This is a genomic window from Blastococcus sp. SYSU D00695, assembly GCF_054050555.1.
This window is the reverse complement of the sequence record NZ_JBJGZP010000002.1, coordinates 68,637-84,917: the sequence shown is the minus strand read 5'-3', so window position 1 is coordinate 84,917 and position 16,281 is coordinate 68,637. Positions and strand designations below refer to the sequence as shown.

The 16,281-nt window shown below is 78.1% G+C and carries 19 protein-coding genes; 10 read left to right on the top strand and 9 right to left on the bottom strand.

The genetic code is table 11. The features are described 5' to 3' along the window. Positions 1–14: 14 nt before the first annotated feature. From ACI781_RS01915 to ACI781_RS01900, 4 genes are all read left to right on the top strand, one after another. Positions 15–350: a YidH family protein gene (locus ACI781_RS01915; protein WP_456564385.1), complete on the top strand. Its 336-nt coding sequence runs from the start codon at positions 15–17 to the stop codon at positions 348–350. After that, entirely contained in the window at positions 347–676 is a 330-nt protein-coding gene (locus ACI781_RS01910; protein ID WP_456564384.1) for a DUF202 domain-containing protein, read from the top strand. Before ACI781_RS01915 ends, ACI781_RS01910 begins: the two co-directional genes overlap by 4 nt. A 111-nt stretch (positions 677–787) precedes the next feature. Next, complete coding sequence (locus ACI781_RS01905) at positions 788–1,666, top strand: MEDS domain-containing protein (protein ID WP_456564383.1); 879 nt, start codon at positions 788–790, stop codon at positions 1,664–1,666. Beyond that, entirely contained in the window at positions 1,663–2,598 is a 936-nt protein-coding gene (locus ACI781_RS01900) for an anti-sigma factor RsbA family regulatory protein (protein WP_456564382.1), read from the top strand. The genes ACI781_RS01905 and ACI781_RS01900 overlap by 4 nt, the downstream gene beginning before the upstream one ends. Here ACI781_RS01900 and ACI781_RS01895 read toward each other — a convergent pair. Further along, on the bottom strand, positions 2,583–3,662 hold the full coding sequence (locus tag ACI781_RS01895; protein ID WP_456564381.1) for a Gfo/Idh/MocA family protein: 1,080 nt from the start codon (positions 3,660–3,662) through the stop codon (positions 2,583–2,585). The genes ACI781_RS01900 and ACI781_RS01895 overlap by 16 nt on opposite strands. Before the next feature lie 121 nt (positions 3,663–3,783). Here ACI781_RS01895 and ACI781_RS01890 point away from each other — a divergent pair, with 121 nt between their 5' ends. After that, positions 3,784–4,791, top strand: coding sequence for an Acg family FMN-binding oxidoreductase (locus ACI781_RS01890; RefSeq protein WP_456564380.1), 1,008 nt, complete (start codon positions 3,784–3,786; stop codon positions 4,789–4,791). Between the two features lie 10 nt (positions 4,792–4,801). On the opposite strand, the gene ACI781_RS01885 is transcribed toward ACI781_RS01890, so the two are convergent. The 3 genes from ACI781_RS01885 to ACI781_RS01875 all read right to left on the bottom strand — a co-directional run bounded on the left by ACI781_RS01885 (position 4,802) and on the right by ACI781_RS01875 (position 7,229). Next, positions 4,802–5,500 carry a monooxygenase gene (locus tag ACI781_RS01885; protein ID WP_456564379.1) on the bottom strand — a complete coding sequence of 233 codons (699 nt, stop codon included), beginning with the start codon at positions 5,498–5,500 and terminating at the stop codon, positions 4,802–4,804. Positions 5,501–5,532: 32 nt separating this feature from the next. Further along, the gene (locus ACI781_RS01880) at positions 5,533–6,663 is read right to left on the bottom strand and encodes a cold-shock protein (RefSeq protein ID WP_456564378.1); all 1,131 of its coding nucleotides are present in this window, start codon (positions 6,661–6,663) and stop codon (positions 5,533–5,535) included. Between the two features lie 113 nt (positions 6,664–6,776). Continuing rightward, positions 6,777–7,229 carry a MaoC family dehydratase gene (locus ACI781_RS01875; RefSeq protein WP_456564377.1) on the bottom strand — a complete coding sequence of 151 codons (453 nt, stop codon included), beginning with the start codon at positions 7,227–7,229 and terminating at the stop codon, positions 6,777–6,779. A 35-nt stretch (positions 7,230–7,264) separates the two neighbouring features. Here ACI781_RS01875 and mug point away from each other — a divergent pair, with 35 nt between their 5' ends. Then, a complete protein-coding gene (gene mug, locus ACI781_RS01870) occupies positions 7,265–7,768 on the top strand; it encodes a G/U mismatch-specific DNA glycosylase (protein ID WP_456564376.1) in 504 nt (167 codons plus the stop codon). On the opposite strand, the gene ACI781_RS01865 is transcribed toward mug, so the two are convergent. Further along, complete coding sequence (locus ACI781_RS01865) at positions 7,765–8,919, bottom strand: aminotransferase-like domain-containing protein (protein ID WP_456564375.1); 1,155 nt, start codon at positions 8,917–8,919, stop codon at positions 7,765–7,767. The genes mug and ACI781_RS01865 overlap by 4 nt on opposite strands. Next, on the bottom strand, positions 8,916–9,857 hold the full coding sequence (locus ACI781_RS01860; protein ID WP_456564374.1) for an EamA family transporter: 942 nt from the start codon (positions 9,855–9,857) through the stop codon (positions 8,916–8,918). The genes ACI781_RS01865 and ACI781_RS01860 overlap by 4 nt, the downstream gene beginning before the upstream one ends. Before the next feature lie 72 nt (positions 9,858–9,929). Here ACI781_RS01860 and ACI781_RS01855 point away from each other — a divergent pair, with 72 nt between their 5' ends. Both ACI781_RS01855 and ACI781_RS01850 read left to right on the top strand, forming a co-directional pair. Further along, positions 9,930–10,841: a LysR family transcriptional regulator gene (locus ACI781_RS01855; protein WP_456564373.1), complete on the top strand. Its 912-nt coding sequence runs from the start codon at positions 9,930–9,932 to the stop codon at positions 10,839–10,841. A gap of 15 nt (positions 10,842–10,856) precedes the next feature. After that, the gene (locus tag ACI781_RS01850) at positions 10,857–11,297 is read left to right on the top strand and encodes an NAD(P)H-dependent oxidoreductase (RefSeq protein WP_456564372.1); all 441 of its coding nucleotides are present in this window, start codon (positions 10,857–10,859) and stop codon (positions 11,295–11,297) included. A gap of 15 nt (positions 11,298–11,312) precedes the next feature. Here ACI781_RS01850 and ACI781_RS01845 read toward each other — a convergent pair whose 3' ends face one another. After that, positions 11,313–12,341 carry an LLM class flavin-dependent oxidoreductase gene (locus ACI781_RS01845; protein ID WP_456564371.1) on the bottom strand — a complete coding sequence of 343 codons (1,029 nt, stop codon included), beginning with the start codon at positions 12,339–12,341 and terminating at the stop codon, positions 11,313–11,315. 41 nt (positions 12,342–12,382) lie between these two features. Then, complete coding sequence (locus tag ACI781_RS01840) at positions 12,383–13,180, bottom strand: SDR family NAD(P)-dependent oxidoreductase (RefSeq protein ID WP_456564370.1); 798 nt, start codon at positions 13,178–13,180, stop codon at positions 12,383–12,385. A gap of 41 nt (positions 13,181–13,221) precedes the next feature. On the opposite strand from ACI781_RS01840, the gene ACI781_RS01835 reads away from it, so the two are divergent. Both ACI781_RS01835 and ACI781_RS01830 read left to right on the top strand, forming a co-directional pair. Further along, entirely contained in the window at positions 13,222–14,352 is a 1,131-nt protein-coding gene (locus tag ACI781_RS01835; RefSeq protein ID WP_456564369.1) for a glycerate kinase, read from the top strand. Positions 14,353–14,388: 36 nt separating this feature from the next. Then, positions 14,389–14,919, top strand: a complete 531-nt coding sequence (locus tag ACI781_RS01830; protein WP_456564368.1) for a pyridoxamine 5'-phosphate oxidase family protein — start codon at positions 14,389–14,391, stop codon at positions 14,917–14,919. An 18-nt stretch (positions 14,920–14,937) separates the two neighbouring features. Here the strand turns inward: ACI781_RS01830 and ACI781_RS01825 are convergent, their stop codons facing one another. Continuing rightward, positions 14,938–16,275 carry a CoA transferase gene (locus ACI781_RS01825; protein ID WP_456564367.1) on the bottom strand — a complete coding sequence of 446 codons (1,338 nt, stop codon included), beginning with the start codon at positions 16,273–16,275 and terminating at the stop codon, positions 14,938–14,940. Positions 16,276–16,281 lie beyond the last annotated feature (6 nt).

Below are 16,281 nucleotides of genomic sequence, written 5' to 3'. Positions count from 1 at the left end.
GGTTCCCCGGGTGGGTGTACGCCGCCGGCGAGGAGCCCGACGCGCGCGCCAGCCTCGCCAACGAGCGCACCTTCCTGGCCTGGGTCCGCACGGGCCTGGCGCTGGTCGCCGGCGGTGTCGCGCTCGAGGCCCTGGACCTGCCGGTGCGGGCGGGCCTGCGGCTCTCCGCGGCGCTGCTGCTGGTCGCGCTGGGCACCGCCGCCCCCGCGCTCGGGTGGCTGCACTGGGCGGCGGTGGAGCGCGCGCTGCGGCTGCGCCGGCCGCTGCCCGCGTCGCTGCTGGGGCCCGTGGTGGCCGGCGGCGCGGCCCTGTCCGGCGTGCTCGTGCTCGTCGGCCTGCTGACCGCGTGACGAGCGGCGCGCCGCCCGAGTTCGCCGCGCAGGCGGAGCGGACGGCGCTGGCCTGGCGGCGCACCGCCCTGGGCGTGGGCACCGGCGCCGTCGTCGCCGCGCGGCTCACCGCGCCGGTCGCCGGGGTCGTCGCCGTCTCCCTCGCGGTGCTCGGCGGTGTCGTCGCCGCCACGGTGTCGGTTCTCTCCCGGCGGCGCTACCGGGCCGCGCTGGCGGCGCTGGCCGGGGAGGCGGCGCCCGGGGGCCCCGGGGTCCCCGCGGTGCTGCTGGCCGCGCTCGCCACCCTCCTCGGCCTGGCCGGGCTGCTCGTCGTCCTCGGCGCGTGAGCCGGGCGGCCGGGGACCCGCCGGCGCCCCGTCGACCGTGCCGCGGACCTGCAGAACGAAACGGGGCAGGAACTCTCGTGCCCGGCCGCCGGGGCGCGTAGCGTGCACGGGGTGACGGCCCCGCGGCAGCTCGGGTCCCCGACCGGCCTCGCGCCCGGGGACCACGTCTGTTGGAGCTTCGCCGACGAGGCGGAGCTCGGCGCGGCCGTGCTGCCCTTCCTCGGCGAGGGGCGCCTGCGGGGGGAGAAGCTGCTGCTCGTCGGGCCGTCCCGCCCGGCGCTGCTGGACGCGCTGGCCGGCCTCCCGGACCGCGACCGGATGCTCGCCGACGGCCGGCTGGAGATCCGCGGCACCGCCGACGGCTACGCCGCCGGTGCCGTGTCGCCCGCCGACCAGGTCGAGCGCTACCGCCGGGAGACCGCCGCCGCCGTGGCCGAGGGGCACACGGGCCTGCGCGTCGCCGCCGACATCAGCTCCCTCGCCCGCGCCGACGCCGCCGGGCTGGCCGCCCTGCACGCCTACGAACAGCGTGCCGACGTGCTGATGGGCGGCGTCCCGATGACCGCCCTGTGCCTCTACGACGAGGCCCTGGGTGCGGACGTCGTCGGCCCGATCGTCGTCCTGCACCCGGCGCAGCACCACGGCGACCGGTACCCGCTGGCCCACCTGTCCGCGCGCGGCGGCGTGCTCGCCCTGCACGGCGAGGTCGACGTCTCCCAGGCCGAGGCGGTCGGCCGCGCGCTGCGGGCCGTCGCCGCGGACGCGGCCGGTGGCATGGCCGCGGACGCGGCCGGTGGCATGGCCGCGGACGTCGTGCTCGACCTGGCGGGCCTGCAGTTCCTCGACGTGGCGGGCGCCCGCGCGCTGGCCGGTGCGCTCGCCGACCTGGCGGAGCGCGGCGTGCGGGTGCGGCCGGTCGGCGTCCGGCGCGCGCCCCGCCGCGTGCTGGAGCTGTTCGGCCTCGCCGTCGTCCCCGCGGAGGACGGGTGACCCTCGTCCGTCCCACCGGGGAGTGGGACGGCACCCGCCTCGCCCACGAGGGGTTCGTCTTCGACGGCGACCAGGCCCTCGTGCGCCGCCTGGTGCCCTTCGTCCTCGAGGGTTTCTCCCGGGACGAGCCGGTGCTCGTCGTCGCGGGCGAGCGGGTCCGCAGCCTGCTCGCCGCCCACCTGGGCGCCGACCTCGGCCGGCTCGCGGTGTTCGCCGCCGCCGAGACGTGGTGGCGGGGTGGTCACCGCACCCTGCAGACCTACGACCAGCGGCTGCGCGCCCTGCGGTCGGAGGCGCCGCGCTGGCGGCTGGCCGGCGAGCCGGTGTGGCTGGCCCGCGAGGACGGGCGGCGGTGGAGCCGCTACGAGTCCGTCGCCAACCGCTGCTTCGGCGACCTGCCCTACTACAGCCTCTGCCTGCACGACCGGCGCCGGCTGCCGGCCGAGGTGCTCGCCGAGGTGGCCCGCACGCACCCGCTCACCTGGGGCGACGGCGCGCCCGTCCCGGCGCCCGCGTACGAGGAACCGGCGCGCTACCTGCGCTCGGTGCAGCCGTCCTGGCGCGAGCGGCCCGCCGCCGCCGACGTGCTGACCGTGACCTCCCCCTGGCAGGCGCGGCGGGACGTGTCCGCGACGGTCCCCGGGGACCGTCGGGCGCGCCTCGGCGACGTCGTCCTGGCCGCGCACGAGCTGGTGCTCAACGCCCTCTCGGTCGCGCCGTACGCGGAGCTGGCCACGTGGCTCGACGGGCCCACCTTCGTCGTGGAGGTGTCCGACCGCGGGCCGGGCCTGCCCGACGACACGCTCGGCTACGTGCCCCCGGGGTCCGACGAGGGCCCGCACGGGCTGTGGTTGGCCTGGAGCCTGGCCGACGACGCCGCCGTCCGATCCGGCCCGGAGGGCACCGCCGTCCGCCTCTACTTCGGCCCCTGAGCGGGCGCGCCGACGTCCACCCACGAGCCCGAGGCCGCCGACGCGAGCACCGCGGCGGTGACTTCCGCGGCCCGGGCGCCGTCGGCGAACGTCGGCAGCCCGTCGGGCGCCGCGCCGCCCACGGCGGCGTAGGTGTCGGCCACGAAGGCGTCGAAGCAGTCCTGGTAGCCCTGCGGGTGCCCGGCCGGCACCCGGTCCAGCCGGGTCACCGCCGGGTCGGTGGAGCGGCCGCGCGGCAGCAGGTGGCCGCCCTCGCGGTCGCCGCGCCACAGCACCTCCTCCCGCTCGGAGTCGAAGGCCCAGGCGGCGTCCCGCGCGTCGACCTCCAGCGAGATCCGGCTGGCCCGCCCCCACGACACCTGGCTGACGGCGAACTGCCCGGTCACCCCGTCGGCGGTCTCGAACAGCACGCCGGCGAGGTCCTCGGTGCTGGTCTCCTGCCCGCCGCGGTGCGGGACGACGGTGCGGGTGACCGCGACCAGCCGGGCGATCCGGTGCCCGGTGACGAACTCGGCGAGGTCGGCCCAGTGCACGCCGATGTCGCCGAAGGCGCGGGAGGGCCCGCCGACGGCGGCGTCGACCCGCCAGTCGGTGGCGTCGTCCTCGGCCAGCCAGTCCTGCAGGTAGCTGCCGCGGACCTGGACCAGCGGGCCACCGGCGCGGACGAGGGCGCGCATCTGGCGCACCGAGCCGTAGTAGCGGTAGGCGAAGGGCACGGTGGCGACCCGGCCGGCGGCGGCCGCCTCCGCGGTCAGGGCGCGCGCGGTGTCGACGTCGGGGGCCAGCGGCTTCTCGCAGACGACGTGCGCACCCGCGGCCAGGACCGCCCGCACCTGCCCGGCGTGCAGGGCGTTGGGGGTGCAGAGGTGGACGACGTCGACCTCGCCCAGCAGCTGGTCCAGCCGCTCGACGGCGCGCTCGGCGCCCAGCCGCGCGGCGACGTCCGCCCCGCCGGCGCGGGTGGCGACCGCGACCAGCCGCGCGCCGGCCCGCGACGCCGCGCGGGCGTGCACGGTGCCCATGAAGCCCGACCCGACGATCCCCACCCGCAGCGGCTGCGCCATGCGGCCAACCTAGGGGCGGGCCGGTGAGGTGGCCGGAGGTGCTGCTGTCGCCGGCGCCGGGATGGGGTAGGCAGGGGACCGACAGGTGCGAGGCCCCGCCGGGGCGATGAGGGGGTGGCCCGTGGACCGGGAGCAGTGGAGCGGCGTGGTGGCGGCGGCGACGAGGGCGCCGTCGATCCACAACACGCAGCCCTGGTCGTTCGTCGTGACCGGGGACCGCCTCGACGTGTACACGGACCCGGCGCGGGCGCTGCACGCGCTGGACCGCAGCGGCCGCCAGCGGGTCGTGAGCTGCGGCGTGGCGGTGGAGTTCGCGCTGGTCGCGCTGCGGGCCGCCGGTGCCGAGGTGGCGGTCGAGCTGCTGCCCGACCCGGCCGACGCCGACCTGCTGGCGACGCTGACCGTCACCGGCCCGCGGGAGGTCTCCGAGGCCGACCGGGCACTGGCGGGGGCCATCGGCAGCCGGCACACAGAGCGGGCGCCGTTCCTGCCGCGGGCCGTGCCGACCGAGGTGCTGGAGGACCTCCAGCGCGCCGCCGGCGCCTTCTCGGTGTGGTCCAAGCCGATCGCGGAGTCCGACGAGGAGGTCGCGACGGCGTTCCTCGTCGCCCGCGCGGAGGAGATGGAGCAGGACGAGCCGGAGTACCTCGCCGAGCTGCAGCAGTGGCTGCGCACCGACCCGGCGGCGGTCGACGGCATCCCGGTGGGCGCCGTGCCGGAGGAGGACCCGCACACCCGGCCGTCGAACTGGTTGGTCCGCGACTTCGTCGTCGGGTCCCGGCCGGCGGCCCGCTCGCCCTTCCTCGACCCGCAGGACCCCGAGGCGCCCCCGCCGCCGGTGGAGCGGCCGACGGTCGTGCTGCTGGGCACCGACAACGACGACTCGATGGCCTGGCTGACCGCCGGCCGGGCGCTGGGCCAGGTGCTGCTGCGGGCCACGGTGGCGGGGCTGGCGGCCTCGCCGCTCACCCAGGCGCTGGACTGGCCGGCCGCGCGCACGCAGCTGCGGTCGAGGCTGTCGCTGATCGGCCACCCGCAGATGCTGCTGCGGCTGGGCTACCCGTCCGACGACCGGACGCCGGCCACCAACCGCCGTCCGGTCGCCGACGTGCTCACGTTCGCGGGCTGACCGGCCCCGCTCAGGTCAGCGGGTCGCGCCCGCCGACGGTGCCGGTGGTGGAGAGGACGGCGAGGCGGGCGAAGAGCTCCTCGGCGTACCAGCCCTCGGTGGCGGTGCGCCGGACGACGTCGGCGTGCGGCGCCCGGTCGTAGGCGAAGGCGTTCAGCGCGGCACCGGACTCCCACACGCTGAACGTCCCCTGCAGGCCCAGCGGTGCCTCGCCGATGCCCAGCGCCATCCGCAGGCCGGGGGAGCGGTGCAGGTCGGCCGACACCGGCGGCACGGCCGACCAGAAGCGCACCGCCTTGCGGGGCACCAGCCGGGCGCGGGTGACCGCGGCGACCGGGCCCTCCCACCGGGTGGGCGCCGGCCGGCCGAACGGCTCGCGGCGCGACCACAGCCCGCGCGCGGTCAGCGGCCGCAGCCGCGCCGACCACTCCTCGTCGGCGAACCGGCGCCAGCCGGGCGGGACGGGGCTCGCCGCGGCCGCCTGCTCGCCGTCCCACACGGCGAGCAGGCCCCAGCGGTGCGGGTCGGCGTCGCGGACGGTGAAGGTGCGCCCGCTGCCGGTGCCCAGCAGCTTGGCGAACCGCAGGCCCGGCGTCGGCCGCAGCCGCAGCCGGTCGGTGGCCATGCGCGCCACGGCCCGGGCGACGCCGGCGCCGGACACCCCCCACAGGTGCAGCGTCACCAGCGGGGGGACGGGATCGGCCGGCACGGGGCCGAGTGTGCCCCGTGCCGGCACGGGGGTCAGAGCGGGTCGACCGAGTCGGCCTGCATCCCGCGCTGACCGCGGCTGGCCTCGAACTCCACCCGCTGGCCCTCCTGCAGCTCGCGGTAGCCGCCGCGGTCCGGGATCGCGGAGAAGTGCACGAAGACGTCGTCGCCGCCGTCGTCGGGCGTGATGAACCCGAAGCCCTTCTCGGCGTTGAACCAGTTCACCGTGCCCTGGCCGCGGCCCCCGCCGCCGCCTCCGCCGCGCCGGGCGGGCCGCTCGTCGCGACCGCCGCGGGCCGGGCGGTCGTACCCGCCGCCGGCCGGGCGCCCGCGGTCCTGCCGCCCGCCGCGGCCGCCGCCGTAGCCGCCGCCCCCGCCGCCGACGACGCGCACGCCCTCGGCCTGCATGCCGCGCTGGCCGCGGACGGGCTCGAACTCGACGCGCTGACCCTCCTGCAGCTCGCGGTAGCCGGACTCGTCGATGGCCGAGTAGTGCACGAAGACGTCGTCGCCGCCGTCGTCGGGCTGGATGAAGCCGAAGCCCTTCTCCGCGTTGAACCGGGCCACGGTGCCCTCGACGCGGTTGCCGCGCCCGCCGCCGTACCCGCCGCGGTCGGAGCCGCCGCGGTCCTGCCGGCCGCCGCGGGCGCCGCCGTAGCCGCCGCCCCCGCCGCCGACCACGCGCACGGCCTCGGCCTGCATGCCGCGCTGGCCGCGGACGGCGTCGTACTCGACGCGCTGGCCCTCCTGCAGCTCGCGGTAGCCGGACTCGTCGATGGCCGAGTAGTGCACGAAGACGTCGTCGCCGCCGTCGTCGGGCTCGATGAAGCCGAAGCCCTTCTCGGCGTTGAACCGCGCCACGGTGCCCTGCGACCGACCCCCGGACGGGCGTGCCCCGCCGCGGTCGGTGCGCTCCCGGCGCTCGCCGCGGTCACCGCCGGCGCGGCCCCCGCCGCCACCGAGGGACCGCACCCGGTCGGCCTGCGGGCCGCGCTGGCCCTGGCTCGCCTCGTACTCCACCCGCTCGCCCTCGTCGAGGCTGCGGAACCCGCCCGACTCCTCGATCGCCGAGAAGTGGACGAACACGTCGTCCCCACCGTCCTCGGGTGCAATGAACCCGAAGCCCTTCTCGGCGTTGAACCACGTGACCGTGCCCTGCGGCATCCTGCGCTCCTGCTCTCCACGACGTCCTCAGACGGGGCATACCCGCCGTCGGCCGGTTGCACCCGACACGACGGTGCCAGGTCGGTGCAACCCCGTCGACGGCGGGCCCGCGCTCAGCCGGCCGGGCGGGTGCGCACGAGGGTCATCGCGAGCATCGACAGCACCACCGTCCCGCCGCCGTCGACCAGTTCGACGCGAGTGCGCAGCAGGCCCCGGTCGGGCTTGCTGCGGGAGACGCGGGCCTCCTGCACGGTGGTGCGCAGGGTCAGCTCGTCGCCCGGGCGCACCGGCGCCAGCCAGCGCAGCTCGTCGACCCCCGGCGAGCCGAGGCTCGAGGCGGGGGAGAGGTACTCGGTCGCCAGCAGCCGCATCATCAGCGCGCAGGTGTGCCAGCCGCTGGCGATCAGCCCGCCGAACGGGCCGGCGGCGGCCGCGGCCTCGTCGACGTGGAACGGCTGTGGGTCGTACCGGCGACCGAAGTCGACGACGTCCTCCGCCGTGACCGTCAGGGGGCCGTACTCGCCCGTCGCCCCCACCGGGTAGTCCTCGAACCAGCGCTCGGTCACCCGCCCGACGCTAGCCCCGCGGGCACACTCGGGCCGTGCCGCACCGCAAACCGCTGCCCGACGTCGTCGCGCCGGGCCTGGACGTGCTGTTCTGCGGCATCAACCCGTCGCTGCGGTCGGCGGAGGTCGGGCACCACTTCGCCCGGCCCGGCAACCGCTTCTGGCCGGCGATCCACCTGGCCGGCCTGACCCCGCGCCGGCTCGCCCCGGCCGAGGACGGCGAGCTGCCGCGGTACGGGCTGGGGTCGACCAACATCGTCGACCGCCCCACCCGCACCGCGGCCGAGCTCTCGACCGAGGAGCTGCGCGCCGGCCTCGACGCGCTCGCCGCGCTGGTCGCCGAGCACCGGCCGCGGGTGCTGGCCGTCCTGGGCGTGACCGCCTGGCGGCTGGCGACCGGCCGCCCGCGGGCGGCGCTGGGCCGCCAGCCCGAGCCGCTGGGCGGGGTGGACACCTGGGTGGTGCCCAACCCCAGCGGGCTCAACGCCCACCACCAGCTGCCCGACCTCGCCCGCTGGTACGGGCGGCTGAGGAGCTAGCCGCGGGCGGCGGCGACCGCCTCGGCGAGCCGGCGCACGCCCTCGTCGATCACGTCGGCGGTCACCCCCGAGAAGGCGAGCCGGAACGCGTTCTGGCCACCCTCGAGCAGGAAGTCGGTACCCGGCACGATGGCCACGCCGCGCGCCGTCGCCTCGCGCACGATGGCGGCGACGTCGTGGCCCTCGTCCTCGGGGAGCGACACCCACAGGAAGTAGCCGCCCTCGGGACGGCGGAACGTCGCCTGCGGCAGGTGCGTGCGCAGCGCCTCGTCGAGGACGCCGACCCGCTCGGCCAGCGCGCTCTTGACCCGCTCCAGCGCCGCGGGGAAGCGGTCGCCGGTCACGTACTGGTACACGGTGGCCTGGGCGACCATGTTCGGGGCGATGTAGGTGTTGGTCGCCCGCACCCGGATCCGGTCGATGACCGCGGGCGGCCCGACGAGGTAGCCCACGCGGATGCCCGGGCACACGGTCTTGGAGAACGAGCAGGCGTAGACGACGTGCCGGCTGTCGGGGCCGCCGTCGAGCTCCAGCATCCGCGGCAGCGGCTCGCCGGTGAACCGGACGTCGACGTACGGGTCGTCCTCGAACAGCAGGACGTCGTGCTCGCGGGCCAGGGCCAGCAGCCGCTCCCGCTTGGCCAGCGACAGCGTGTACCCGGCGGGGTTCTGGAAGTTGGGGATGACGTGCGCCAACGCCGGGCGCAGCCCGCCGGCCAGCAGCGCCTCCACCTCGTCGACGTCGATGCCGTCCTCCTGCAGCGTCACCAGGTGGACGTCGCCGCCGCGCTGGCGCAGGCCGAGCAGGGTGCGGTCGTAGGTGGGCCGCTCGGTGATCACCGACGTGCCCGGGGTGACGTACTCGTCGAAGAGGAACGCGTCGGCCTGCATCGAGCCGTTGGTGACCAGCACGTGGTCCTCGGGGACGCCGTGCTTGTCGGCGATCCAGCGGCGCAGCGGCACGTAGCCGATCGCCGTGCCGTAGCCGGTGACGCCGGCCGGGTCGCGGTCGAAGGCGGCGACGGCGGCCTGCTTGAGGCCCTCGACGTCGACGATGTCGGTGGAGGGGGCGCCGCGGGCGAAGGAGATCGCGGCGGGCGGCGCGGGGCGCTGCGTCTGGCCGGTGTCGGAGTCGGTCGGCGAGTGCGTCACGGTGTCGATCCTGCCGTGTGCGCCCGGACGGTGTCGCCCGGGTTCCCGACCGCCGGGACGGCGGGCCGCGGCAGCCACGACCCGAGCAGCACCCCGGCCACCACGAGGGCGCCGCAGGCCAGCTCCACCGCGGGCGTGGCCTCGCCGAACAGCAGCCACGCCGACGCCGTCCCCACGACCGGGACGAGCATCGAGAACGGCGCGACGACACCGGACGGGTGCCGGGCCATGAGCGCCGTCCAGATGCCGGAGCCGCCGAGCGTGGCGACGACGACGGTGAACGCCAGGCCGGCCAGCGCCAGCAGCCCCTCGCGGGTGCCCAGCCCCGTGAAGGACGCCCCGATCCGGGCCGGGCCCTCGACCAGCAGGGAGACGGCCAGCATGGGCAGCGGCGGCACGACGGTCACCCACAGCGTCAGCCGGAACGGCCGGGTGGGACGGGCCTGCCGGTTGCACAGGTTGCCCAGCGCCCAGCCGAGGCCGCCGCACAGCGTCAGCACGACCGGCAGCAGCGTGGCGCCGCCGTCCAGGCCGGCCCGGTGCACCGCGATGCCGCCCAGCCCGGCGACGGCCAGGCCGGTGCCGGCCAGCTGGCGGGCGCTCAGCCGTTCGCCCAGCAGCAGCCCGGCCAGCACCACCGTGAACGGCGCCGAGGACTGCAGCACCAGCGAGGCGAGGCCGGTGGGCATGCCGGCGTCCATCGCCGCGTAGAGGAAGACGAACTGCAGGACGCCGAAGCCCAACCCGTAGCCGAGCAGCCAGCGCAGCGGCACGTCCGGGCGGGGCACCAGCAACACGGTGGGGACGGCGATGACGGCGAAGCGCAGGGCGACGAGGAGGAAGGGCGGGAAGTGCTCCAGCGACAGGTGGATCGCCGGGAAGTTGAGGCCCCAGGCGACGGCGACGAGCAGGGCGAGGAGGCGGTCGCGCGCGGGCACGGCGTCCAGCGTGCGGCGTCCGGTCGTGCAGCACCAGCGAACGTTGCTGATCCGTCCTTGTAGCGTTGCTGCATGGACGTGCGGGCGCTGGAGACGCTGCGGGCGGTCCGCGGTCAGGGCGGGGTGAGCGCGGCGGCGGCCGTGCTGCACCTGACGCCGTCGGCGGTGTCGCAGCAGCTGGCGGCGCTCACCCGGGACGTCGGCGTGCCGCTCACCGAGCGGGTGGGCCGCGGCCTGCGGCTGACCCCCGCGGGCGCGGCGCTGGCCGACGCGGCGGTCGACGTCGCGGTGGCGGTGGAGCGCGCTCGGGCGGCGTGCGCGGTCTTCCTCGACCGGCCCGAGGGCACGGTGCGCGTGTCGGCGTTCCAGAGCGGGGCGAAGCTGCTCCTGCCCGGGCTGCTCACCCGCGTGCGGGCCCTCGGTGGCATCGACCTGGTGTGCTCGGACGAGGACGTCGCCCAGGACGCGTTCCCCGGCCTCACCGACCGGGTCGACGTCGTGGTGGCGCACCGCCCCGACGGCGGCGCCGGCTGGCCCGGGGCGGGGTCTCGGCTGCGCGTCGTCCCGCTGCTGCGCGAGCCGCTGGACGTCGCCGTGCCGGCCGGGCACCCGCTGGCCGCGCGCGACGCGGTGACGCCCGCGGACCTCGTGGGGGAGGAGTGGATCGCCGTCCGCCAGGGGTTCCCGGTGGCGACCGTCCTCGACGCGGTGGCGGCGGCCGCGGGGTCGGCGCCGCGGATCACGCACCGGATCAACGACTTCTCCGTGGCCGAGGCGCTGGTGGCGGCCGGGCACGGCGTCTCGCTGCTGCCGCGGCACACCGGCGGCGCGCAGCCCGGGGTCCGGCTGCTGCCGCTGGCCGGGGTGCGGGCCGGGCGGTGGGTGGAGGCGCTGCTGCGGCCCGACACCGCCGAGCGGCTGGTCGTGCGCCGGGTGGTCGACGAGCTCGTGGCCGAGGCCGGCCGGTTCGGCGCCGCGAGGTAGGGGAGGATCCGGTCCGTGCCGCGCCTGCTCGTCGTCCACCACACCCCCTCGCCCGCGCTGCAGGCGGTGCTCGAGGCGGTGCGGGAGGGCGTCGCGATGGTGGAGGAGGCGGAGCTGACCGTGCGGCCGGCGCTGTCGGCGGGTGCGGCGGACCTGCTCGCCGCCGACGGCGTCCTGCTCGGGACGCCGGCCAACATCGGCTACATGTCCGGGGCGCTCAAGCACTTCTTCGACACCGTCTACTACCCGTGCCTGGACGCCACGGTGGGGTTGCCGTTCGGGGTGTACGTGCACGGCAACGACGACACGGCCGGCGCGCTGGCCAGCATCGCGAAGGTGACCGGGGCACTGCGGTGGAAGCAGGTCGCCGCGCCGCTGAGCCTGACCGGCGCGCCCGGACCGGCCGACCTGGAGGCGGTCCGGGAGCTCGCGGCGACGGTGGCCGTCAGCCTGTAGGAGGCGGCCGGGCCCTCAGCCGGCCGGGCGCCAGCCCAGTGCGGGCCCCAGGCGGGTCGCGATGTCGGTGAGGATCTGCTCGTAGTCGGCGTCGGCGAGGCTGAAGGGCAGCGCGAACACCACCTCGTCGACCTCGCGGAACCCGGCGTGGGCGTACAGCTGCTCGGCGATCGACTCCGCCGGCCCGATCAGGTCGCGGGCGAACAGCAGCCGCCCCGGGCCCTGCGGCGCCGCCGTCCGCGGTGTGCGCGCCGCGACGTAGGCCTCGTAGCGGGCCCGCTGGTCGGCCGTGGCGGAGTCGGTGGGGAGGACGACCAGCCCCTGCGAGGCCCGCCCCGCCGGGTGCGCGGCGCGGAACGCCCGCAGGTGGGCGGCCTGCAGCCCCGCGAAGTCGGCCGGGGCCACGCCCTCGACCTCCTCCGCGCGCACCACGCTGCTGGTCAGCAGGTTCATGCCGTGCTCGCCGGCCCAGACGGCCGACCGCAGGCTGCCACCGCCGTACCACATCCGCTCCCGCAGACCGGGCGAGTGCGGCTGCACCCGGTCGGAGAACTCCTCGACCACGCCCTCCCGCCCGGAGAAGGTGCTGGCCGGTTCCCCGGCGACCAGCCGCAGCAGCCGCAGCACGCGCTCGTAGGAGAAGTCCTCGAGGTCGGCGGTGTCGGGGTAGAGGGCGCCCCGGACGTCGTCCCAGTGCATCGGCGGCCCGACGCTGACGCCCGGCTGCAGCCGGCCGCCGGACAGGACGTCGACCGTCGCCCAGTCCTCGGCCAGCCGCAGCGGGTTCTCCCACGCCAGCGGGGTGACGGCGGTGCCCAGCCGGATCCGGCTCGTCCGCTGGGTGGCGGCGGCCATGACGGCGACCGGCGAGGAGATGCCGTGCTGCAGGTGCCGGTGGCGGAACCAGGCGCTGTCCAGGCCCAGCCGCTCGCCGAGCTCGACGATCCGCAGCGTCGCCTCGTGGCCGGCCGCGGGGTCGGCGGGGTCGAACGCGCCGATGGTCAGGAAGCCCAGCTCCCGCAGCGGGGTGCCCGGCAACGGCATCGGTGCTCCTCGGTGGTGGGGGACGGTGGTGGGGGACGGGGTCAGTAGTGGATGACGCCGCGGCTGCCGCCGCCGACGGCGATCGACTCGCCGGTGACCCCGGCGCTGCGCGGGGAGGCGAGGAAGGCCACGAGGTCGGCGACCTCGGCGGCGGTGACCAGCCGGCCGATGCTGGTGCCCGCCGCCAGCCGCGCCGCGGCCTCCGCCTCGTCGACGCCCTCGCGGGCCGCGCGGTCGGCCACCACCGACGCCGTCCGCTCGGTGACCGTCGTCCCCGGGTGCACGCAGGTGACGGTGATGCCCGACGGGCCCAGCTCGTCGGCCAGGTTGGCGGTCATGGCGGCGACGGCGACGTTGCGCACCGAGCCGACCAGGGAGCCGGTGCGCCGCGCGTTCAGGCCGCTGACGTTGACGATCCGGCCCCACCCGGCGGCGGCCATGTGCGGGGCGACGGCGCGGGCACAGCGCAGGTAACCCAGCACCTTGGTCTCCAGCTCGACGCGGACGGCGTCGTCGGCCAGCTCTGCCAGCGGCGGGGTCGGGCCGGCGGAGGCGGGGCGGGCGGCGCAGTTGACCAGGACGTCGACGCCGCCCCACTCGGTGACCACGCGGTCGACCATGGCCCGGACCGCGGCGTCGTCGGTCGTGTCGGCCGACAGCGGCAGCACCGGCCGCCCCGCCCGCGCCACCCGGTCGGCGGCCGCGGCCAGCCCCGCCGCGTCCCGGGCCACCAGCGCCACCGAGGCGCCCTCCGCGGCCAGCGCCTCGGCGACGGCCAGCCCGATGCCGCGGCTCGCGCCGGTCACGATCGCGCGCCGGCCCTCCAGTCCCAGGTCCATGCGGCCATCCTGCCGGTCGCGCGGGCGGGCACCCTGGGGGCATGGCAGGTGCGCGGGTCGTCGTCGCCCCGGACTCGTTCAAGGGCTCGCTGACCGCCGCAGCGGCCGCCGCCGCGCTGGCCCGCGGGCTGCGCCGGGGCGCGCCCGGGGCCGAGGTCGTCGAGCGGCCGGTCGCCGACGGCGGCGAGGGCACCGTCGAGCTGGTCCTGCGGCACGGGTTCGCGCCGGCCGGGGTCCGCGTCACCGGGCCGCTGGGGGAGCCGGTGAAGGCGGTGTACGCCGTCCGCGGCGACACGGCGGTCGTCGAGATGGCCGCCGCCGCCGGGCTCGGCCGGCTGCCCGGCCCGCCGGACGACGCCACCGCGCGGGCCGCCTCGACCGCCGGCGTCGGGGAGCTGCTGGCCGCGGCGCTGGACGCCGGGGCGAGCCGGGGGGTGCTGGGCATCGGCGGCAGCGCCACCACCGACGGTGGGGCGGGCGCGGTCGCGGCCCTCGGCGCCCGGCTGCTCGCCGCGGACGGGACGGCGGTCGGGCCCGGCGGCGCGGCGCTGCTCGACCTCGACCGCCTCGACCTCGCCGGCCTGGACCCGCGGCTGCGCGACGTCGAGCTGCTGGTCGCCTGCGACGTCGACAACCCGCTCACCGGACCGGCCGGGGCCGCCGCGGTCTACGGCTCGCAGAAGGGCGCGGGCCCCGGCACCGTGGCGCTGCTGGACCGGGCGCTGGCGCGCTGGGCCGACGTCGTCGCCGACGCCACGGGGGAGGACATGCGCGCGGTGCCCGGGGCCGGCGCGGCCGGCGGGCTGGGGTTCGCGGCGGCCGCGCTGCTCGGCGCCCGGATCGTGCCCGGCGTCGACCTGCTGCTGGAGCTGACCGGGTTCGACGACGCCCTCCGCGACGCGCGGCTGGTCGTCGTGGGGGAGGGGCGGCTGGACGCCCAGAGCCTGCGCGGCAAGGGCCCGCTGGGCGTGGCCGCCCGGGCGCGGGCGGCCGGGGCGGCGGTGGTCGCGGTGGCCGGGGCGTGCGACCTCGCCGACCCGGTCACGGCGGGCCTCGACGCGGTGTACGAGCTGCGCGACCTCGAGCCCGACCCCGCGCGCAGCATGCGCCGCGCGGCGGAGCTGCTGGAGGCCGTCGGCGAGCGGATCGCGGCCGACCGGTTGCGGCCGTAGCCGATGAGTCCGGCGACGCCCGGGGGTCGGAACCGCATGGACGCGACGAACCTCGCCGACCTCTACGGCAGCCCGCTGGTGGACTGGACGCTGGTCCGCGACCGCCTGGACCGCGGGCTCGAGCAGGCCCCGGGCACCACCGGCCCGGGCCGGCACACGTTCTGGCTGGCGACGACGAACCCCGACGGCAGCCCGCACGTCACCGGCATCGGCGCCCTCTGGGTGGACGACGCCCTGTGGTTCGAGACGGGCGAGACCACGCGCAAGGGGCGGAACCTGGCCCGGGACCCGCGGTGCTCGATGAGCGTGGCCACCGAGGAGTTCGACCTCGTCGTCGAGGGCGAGGCCGAGGTCGTCGACGACCCCGCGACGGTGGCCGACATGGCGCGCCGCTGGTCCGCCGACGGCTGGCCGGCGCGCGTGGACGACTCGGGCACCGCGCTGACGGCGGAGTTCAGCGCGCCGTCGGCGGGGCCGCCGCCGTGGCGGGTCTACCGGCTCACCCCGGGGCGGGCGACCGCGCTGCTCACGGTCGACCCCGGCGGGGCCACCCGCTGGCGGTTCTGACCGGCCACGACCCCGTCCTCACCCGAGCCAGGCCGGCGTCGAGGGCAGCGCCGGGTGCGCCCACGGCGGGCAGCCGGGCGGGCCGACGACGGTGACCGGGCCGTCGCCCGCGGGCAGGTCCACCAGGTACGGCGCCGGGTCCCCACCACCGCGGCCAGAGGTGTCCCCGCCACGGGCGGGGTGGCGCACGGCGGCGAGCAGCCAGGCCGCGGTGCGGGCCAGTGCGAGCTCGGCCGACCAGGTGCCGCCCCCGGCGCGGCGGCGGGCCAGGGCCCGCAGCGCCGCGGCGGCGGCGAGGTGACCGGTCGCATGGTCGAGCACCTGGGCGGGCAGCACGCCGGGGGCGTCCGCGCTCCCGCAGGCGGCTGCGATGCCGGTCGCGGCCTGGACGAGGGAGTCGAAGCCGCGGCGCCGTCCCCACGGTCCCGCGGTGCCCCACGCCGACAGCCGCACCACCACCAGGTGCGGGTGCCGCGCGGCCAGCTCGGCGGGGTCGAGGCCGAGGGCCTCCAGCGCGCCCGGGCGGTACCCGAGCAGGACGACGTCGGCCCCGGCCAGCAGCTCCTCCACGGTCGCCCGCCCGCCCCGGGAGGCGAGGTCGACGACGGCGGTGCGCTGCCCGGAGCCGGTGTCGGCGAGCGTCCCCGGGTCCTCGGGCAGCCGCGGGCTCTCCAGGCGCAGGACGTCGGCGCCGTGCGCGGCCAGGGTGCGGGCGGCGACCGGGCCGGCGATCACGCGGGTCAGGGCGAGCACCCGCGGCCGCGGGGTGTCGCGGGCGGGCGCGTCGCCGACGCGGTCCAGGGAGAGCAGCGGCAGGCCGGCGAGCGCGCGCCCGGGGGCCGAGCCGGTCCACTGCTGCTCGGTCCGCACGGCCGCCGCGGCGCCGCCCGCGGCGACCACCGCCTCCTCCAGCGCGGTCGCGGGCAGGGCGGCGGCCGCGGCGTCCGGGTCGCGCTCGCCGAGCACCGCGAGGACCGCGGCGCGGTGGTGCGGGTAGTTCGCGTGCAGCCGCACCCAGCCGTCGGCGGCCCGCCAGAAGCGGGACATCGGCGCGAACCCCGTCCCGACCGGCGCGCCGGCGCGGCGCACGTACCGCTCGCTGCGGACGGCGAGGCCGACGTGCCGGGCGTCCAGCTCCAGCGGGTCCCCGGCCTCCCGCGGGTCCGTCCCGCCGGCGAGCTCTCGGGCGGCCAGCAGCTGCGCGGCGACGGCGGCCAGCGACGCCTCCCCGGCCGCCAGCGGCCCGGCCAGGCCGGCGTCCCCGCGGACGGTCACCGCGGGCACCGGGCCGCCGCCGAGCGCGGCCCACGCCTGCGCGAGCAGGGACTCCGTCGTCGCCGGGCGGGGAGGGGCCACCCGGCC